Raw genomic sequence first — 6,084 nt, forward strand, 5'->3', positions numbered from 1 at the left:
GGCGGCGCCCGTCAGGGCTCGAGCATCACCTTGACGGCGCGCCGCTCGTCCATGGCCCGGTAGGCCTCGGGCGCCTCCTCCAGCGGGAGGGTGAGGTCGAAGACCCGGCCCGGCTCCATCGTGCCGGCCAGCACCCGCTCGAGCAGGTCGGGCAGGTAGCGCCGCACCGGCGCCATGCCGCCGGCCAGGCCCACGTTCATGGCGAACATCCGGTTCACCGGCAGCTCGACCCCGTGCGGCACGCCGACGAACCCGACGGTCGAGCCGGGGCGGGCGATGGCGAACGCGGTGCGCACCGCGTCACCGGTGCCCACGCACTCGAGCACGGCGTCGGCGCCCACTCCCCCGGTGATCTCGCGCAGCGCCGCGGTCGCCTCCTTGCCGCGCTCGGCGACCACGTGGGTGGCGCCGAACTCGCGCGCGAGGCGCTGGCGCGGCTCGTGGCGCGAGAGCGCGACGATCCGCTCGGCGCCCATGGCGCTGGCCGCGAGCACGCCGCACAGCCCGACGGCCCCGTCGCCGACGACGGCGACCGTCGACCCGGGACGTACGCCGGCGCTGACGGCCGCGTGCCAGCCCGTGGCCATGACGTCGGTCAGGCTCAGCAGCGACGGCAGGAGGGCCGGGTCCGGCGCGCCGCCCGGCACGGCGACGAGCGAGCCGTCGGCCTGGGTCACCCGCGCGTACTCGGCCTGGCCGGAGACCGTCATGCCGAGGTTGGTGCACGCCGAGTGCACCCCCGCGCGGCAGTGCGCACAGGTGCCGTCGCAGTGGCAGAAGGGCACCACGACGAAGTCGCCGACCCGCACCTGGCGCACGTCGTCGCCCACGGCCACGACCTCGCCCACGGCCTCGTGGCCGATGGTGCGCCAGCCCTCGGTGGTCTCGTCGCGGTAGGGCCACAGGTCGGAGCCGCACACGCAGCCCGCCCGCACCTTCACGATCGCGTCGGTGGGCAGCTCGATGGTCGGGTCCGGGACGTCCTCGACGCGGATGTCGCGGGGGCCGTGGAGGGTGGTGGCGCGCATGGGGCCATCCTGCCGCAGGGGCCCCTGCCACGGGTCGAGGTGCACTCGGGCGGGCGTCCCGGGTGCGTCCGGCACGCCGCCCGGACGCTGCGTTGTCCTATCTCATATCTGAGATACCGTGGTCGCATGACTGGTGACGACCAGGCCGACTACAAGGCACGTATCGGCCGACTGATCCGCGACGCCCGCAACCACCGGGGTCTCACGCAGACCCAGCTCGCCGAGGTGCTCGGCACCTCGCAGAGCGCGGTGAACCGCATCGAGAAGGGGCACCAGAACCTCTCCCTGGAGACGCTGGCCCGCATCGGCACGGCGCTCGACTCCGAGATCGTGGCCATCGGCTCCGGGCCCACGCACCTGCGCGTGACCGGGCCGACGACCCTGTCGGGCAGCATCGACGTGAAGACCTCGAAGAACGCCGGCGTGGCCCTGCTGTGCGCCTCGCTGCTCAACCGCGGGCGCACCGTGCTGCGCAAGGTCGCGCGCATCGAGGAGGTCAACCGCCTCCTCGAGGTGCTGCAGAGCCTCGGTGTCCGCACCCGCTGGCTCAACGCCGACAACGACCTCGAGATCATCCCGCCCGAGCACCTCGACCTGTCGAACATCGACGCGGCGGCCGCCCGTCGTACCCGCTCGATCATCATGTTCCTCGGCCCGCTGCTGCACCGGCTGGAGACGTTCGACCTGCCCTACGCGGGCGGCTGCAACCTCGGCGAGCGCACCGTCGAGCCCCACATGTCGGCGCTGCGCCACTTCGGTCTCGAGGTCAAGGCGACGGAGGGCCACTACCACGCACAGGTCGCCCACGGCACCGAGCCGGTGAAGCCGATCGTGCTCACCGAGCGCGGCGACACCGTCACCGAGAACGCACTCATGGCGGCTGCCCTCAACGAGGGCACGACGATCATCCGCAACGCCTCGTCGAACTACATGGTCCAGGACCTGTGCTTCTACCTGCGCAAGCTCGGCGTCGACGTCCAGGGCATCGGTACGACGACGCTCACCGTCACCGGTCGCTCCCGCATCGACGTCGACGTCGACTACGCGCCGAGCGAGGACCCGATCGAGGCCATGTCGCTGCTCGCGGCGGCGATCGTGACCGGCTCGGAGATCACCATCCGCCGGGTGCCGATCGAGTTCATGGAGGTCGAGCTCGCGACGCTCGAGGGCATGGGCCTGCGCTACGAGCGCTCCGCGGAGTACGTCGCGCTCAACGGCGAGACCCGCCTCGTCGACATCACGACGTACCGCTCCGAGCTGCACGCGCCGCTCGACAAGATCCACCCGATGCCGTTCCCGGGCCTCAACATCGACAACCTGCCGTTCTTCGCCGTCATCGCGGCGGTCGCCAACGGCCAGACGATGCTGCACGACTGGGTCTACGAGAACCGGGCGATCTACCTGACCGAGCTCACCAAGCTCGGCGGCAACGTCAAGCTGATGGACCCCCACCGCGTGCTGGTGGAGGGCCCGACGCACTTCTCGGGCGCCGAGATCGTGTGCCCGCCGGCGCTGCGCCCGGCGGTCGTCATCCTGCTGGCGATGCTCGCGTCGAAGGGCACCTCGGTGCTGCGCTCGACGTACGTGATCCACCGCGGCTACGAGGACCTGGCGGAGCGGCTCAACCAGCTCGGCGCCAACATCGTGCCGTTCCGCGACATCTGAGCGACCCCCTCCCCCGGGGCCCCGGGGGTCCCGCCGGCGACCGCCCTCCGAGGCGGTCGCCGGGGGGCTAGGGTGACGCCCGTGACCGCGACGACGACCCCGGTGACGGGGTTCGCCTACCTCGACGGGGACGAGGCCCACCCGGGCGCCCCCCTCGCCTTCGCCCACCGCGGCGGCGCCGCCCACCCGGCGGTCGTGGGCCACGAGAACACCCTCGAGGCGTTCGAGCACGCGGCCGGCCTCGGCTACGTGCACCTCGAGACCGACGTCCAGGTCACGGCCGACGGCGTGCTGGTCGCGTTCCACGACGCGCTCCTCGAGCGGGTCACCGGCACCGCGGGCGCGGTCGGGGACCTGACCCTCGCCGAGGTCCGCCGGCTGCGCGTCGGCGAGCGCGGCACCGTGCCCACCCTCGCGGAGCTCGTCGAGCGCCTCCCCGGGGCGCGCTTCAACATCGACCTCAAGTGCGACCGCTCCCCCGAGGCCCTGGCGGCCTTCGTCGCCGAGCACGACCTGTGGGACCGGGTGCTGGTCGGCTCCTTCTCGGCCGGGCGCATCCGGCGCTTCCGCCGCCTGGTCGGCGGCCGCGTGCCGACCGCCGCGCACCGCGGCGAGATCGTCGCCTTCGTGCTGCTCCCCGGCCGTGTCGCCGACCGCCTGACCGGCGGGCGCGTGGCGGCCCTGCAGGTGCCGGTCGAGCGGGTGCTGCCCATCGTCAGCGCGCGGCTGGTACGACGCGCGCACGCCACGGGCAAGCACGTGCACGTGTGGACCATCGACGACCGCGCCGAGATGGAGGCGCTGCTCGACCTGGGCGTCGACGGCCTCATGACCGACCGCACCGACGTGCTGCGCGAGGTGCTCCTCGCCCGCGGCGCGTGGGGCGGGCGCGACCCGCGCACGCCGTGACGGCGACCGCGACACGTCCGGGGACCACCCGCGGGACGATCTGGCACCACCACGAGGAGGGGACGTGACGGTCGAGACGGACGGAACGGGCGCGACCGGCGCCACGGGCGGGGCCGACGGGGCCGGGGAGCCGCGGCGGGCCCGCTGGCCCGTGGTGGCCTGGGGCCTGTGGGACTGGGGCTCGGCGGCCTTCAACGCCGTCATCACCACGTTCGTGTTCACGGTCTACCTGACGGCGGAGGACGACGCGGGCGAGCCGCTCTTCGGCGCGGGCGTCGACACCAAGCTGGGCTGGGCCCTCGCGGCGGCCGGCCTGACGATCGCGGTGCTGGCCCCGCTCATCGGCCAGCGCGCCGACCGCTCCGGGCGCCGCACCTTCTGGCTGACGATCAACACGGCGCTCGTCGTGGTCGTGTCGGGCCTCATGTTCTTCGTGACCCCCGACGCCAGCATGCTGTGGCTCGGGCTGCTGCTCCTCGCGGCGGGCAACGTCTTCTTCGAGCTGGCGTCGGTCAACTACAACGCGATGCTCAACGAGATCGCCACCCCGGCCACCGTGGGACGGATCTCCGGCCTGGGCTGGGGCCTGGGGTACCTCGGCGGCATCGTGCTGCTGCTGTTCGTGTATTTCGGGTTCATCAACCCCGAGGTCGGCCTCTTCGGGGTCACCGGGGACGACGGGCTCGACGTGCGCGTGACGATGCTCGTCTGCGCGGCCTGGACGCTCGCCTTCTCCCTGCCCGTCATCCTCACCATCCGCGACCGCCCCCGCGAGGCCCGGGCGGCCCGGGAGCCACGGCTGGGGATCGTCGCGTCGTACCGCCGGCTGTTCGCGACGGTGGGCGAGCTGTGGCGCACCGACCGCGACACCGTCTACTTCCTCGGCGCGTCCGCGGTCTACCGCGACGGGCTCGCCGGCGTCTTCACCTTCGGCGCCGTGATCGCGGCCGGCACCTTCGGCTTCAGCGACGGCGGCGTCATCATCTTCGGCGTCGCGGCCAACGTGGTCGCGGGCGTCGCCACGATCGCGGCGGGCGCGCTCGACGACCGCGTCGGGCCCAAGCGGGTCATCGTGGTCTCGCTCGTGTGCATGTGCCTCGCCGGCGCCGCCGTGTTCCTCCTGCACGACGGCGGCACGACGGTGTTCTGGGTCTTCGGCCTGGTGCTCTGCATCTTCGTCGGCCCGGCGCAGTCGGCGTCGCGCTCACTCCTGGCCCGTCTCGTGCCGCCCGGACGCGAGGGCCAGGTCTTCGGGCTCTACGCCACGACCGGGCGCGCCGCCAGCTTCCTGGCCCCGATGGGCTGGGCGCTCGCGCTCACGTTCGGCGCGGCGGTCACCGGCACCTCCTCCGACGACGCGCAGTACTTCGGGATCCTCGGCATCCTCGTCGTGCTGCTCGTGGGCCTGCTGCTCCTCCTGCCCGTGCGCGCCGGCCTGCGACCGGGTACGACGCTCGCCGAGCCGCCCCGCGTCTGAGCCCCGGGCACAGGGCGTCTTTTCGGGAATCCCCGGCCGACCAGTACCGTTGAGCACTTAGGCGTAGGGACCGATCGGAGAGGTGGAGGTGCCCGCATGGCAGAGCGCACGTTGCGAGGAGCGCGACTCGGAGGGCAGTCCTTCGAGGACGAGCGCGGCATCGAGTTCGCCGCGCGTCAGCAGGTGGGCTACCGCTGCGCGCAGGACCACGAGTTCGAGATCACGATGTCCGTCGAGGCCGACATCCCGGCGACCTGGGAGTGCCCCCGCTGCGGGTCCGAGGCGCTGAGCACCGCCGGCATCCTGCCGGAGGAGAAGGTCGAGAAGCCGGCGCGCACGCACTGGGACATGCTGCTGGAGCGTCGCTCCGAGGGCGAGCTCGAGGAGATCCTCACGGAGCGCCTCGAGATGCTGCGCGGCGGCGAGATCGGGCCGGCGCACCTGCACCGCTCGGGTCGCAGCAAGGGCTGACGTCCCGCGGGTCAGGCCCGGGGCCCCTCGTCGGGGTCCACGACCTCGCCCCGCACCACGTCGTCGCGCCCGGCAGCCCCGGGCGCCGCGGACGACTTGCCCCCCGGGGTGGGCCACGAGCCCGCCGGTACGCCGTACCGGCGGGCTCGCCGCATCAGCAGGGCCCGCAGCGGGCGTCGTACGACGGGACGCGCCACCAGGAGCAGCAGCCCCACGAGGCCGTTGACGAGCCCGGGCACGATCATCAGGCCCGCGCCCACGACGACGAGCACGCCGTCGAGGAGGTCGTCGGCCGGCGGACGCCCGGAGCGGGCCGCGTCCAGCGCCGCGCGCCACGAGCGGCGCCCCTCACGACCCAGCAGCGCGACCCCGCCCACGGTGGAGGCCACGAGCAGCAGCGCGGTCGGCAGGACGCCGATCCACCCGGCCACCAGCACCACCGCGGCGACCTCGAGGACCACGCCCGCCAGGAGCGGCAGCACGAGGCGCAGCCGGCGCAGGCGCGCCGCGCGGACGCTGCCGGCCGGCCGGCGA

At 73.6% G+C, this 6,084-nt stretch carries 6 protein-coding genes; 4 read left to right on the forward strand and 2 right to left on the reverse strand.

What is annotated here, in order from left to right; translation table 11 throughout:
• Positions 1-11 precede the first annotated feature (11 nt).
• A complete protein-coding gene (locus tag KK617_RS13000; protein WP_277500465.1) occupies positions 12-1,028 on the reverse strand; it encodes a zinc-dependent alcohol dehydrogenase family protein in 1,017 nt (338 codons plus the stop codon).
• Between the two features lie 126 nt (positions 1,029-1,154).
• Between KK617_RS13000 and KK617_RS13005 the strand changes: the two genes are divergently transcribed.
• From KK617_RS13005 to KK617_RS13020, 4 genes are all read left to right on the forward strand, one after another.
• Positions 1,155-2,693 carry a UDP-N-acetylglucosamine 1-carboxyvinyltransferase gene (locus KK617_RS13005; RefSeq protein WP_277500466.1) on the forward strand — a complete coding sequence of 513 codons (1,539 nt, stop codon included), beginning with the start codon at positions 1,155-1,157 and terminating at the stop codon, positions 2,691-2,693.
• A gap of 81 nt (positions 2,694-2,774) precedes the next feature.
• Positions 2,775-3,602 carry a glycerophosphodiester phosphodiesterase gene (locus KK617_RS13010; RefSeq protein WP_277500467.1) on the forward strand — a complete coding sequence of 276 codons (828 nt, stop codon included), beginning with the start codon at positions 2,775-2,777 and terminating at the stop codon, positions 3,600-3,602.
• 151 nt (positions 3,603-3,753) lie between these two features.
• A complete protein-coding gene (locus KK617_RS13015; protein WP_277500473.1) occupies positions 3,754-5,079 on the forward strand; it encodes an MFS transporter in 1,326 nt (441 codons plus the stop codon).
• 96 nt (positions 5,080-5,175) lie between these two features.
• On the forward strand, positions 5,176-5,550 hold the full coding sequence (locus KK617_RS13020) for an RNA polymerase-binding protein RbpA (RefSeq protein WP_277500468.1): 375 nt from the start codon (positions 5,176-5,178) through the stop codon (positions 5,548-5,550).
• 11 nt (positions 5,551-5,561) lie between these two features.
• Here KK617_RS13020 and KK617_RS13025 read toward each other — a convergent pair.
• Positions 5,562-6,084, reverse strand: a 523-nt coding sequence (locus KK617_RS13025; RefSeq protein ID WP_277500469.1) for an FxsA family protein, incomplete at its 5' end; no start/stop codon positions are given.

This window comes from Nocardioides sp. ChNu-99 (assembly GCF_029493445.1).
Classification (GTDB): Bacteria; Actinomycetota; Actinomycetes; order Propionibacteriales; family Nocardioidaceae; genus Nocardioides.

Coding starts and splice junctions, on each gene's coding strand:
- KK617_RS13005 (WP_277500466.1), top strand. CDS start 1,155: ATGACTGGTGACGACCAGGCCGACTACAAGGCACGTATCGGCCGACTG.
- KK617_RS13000 (WP_277500465.1), bottom strand. CDS start 1,028: ATGCGCGCCACCACCCTCCACGGCCCCCGCGACATCCGCGTCGAGGAC.
- KK617_RS13020 (WP_277500468.1), top strand. CDS start 5,176: ATGGCAGAGCGCACGTTGCGAGGAGCGCGACTCGGAGGGCAGTCCTTC.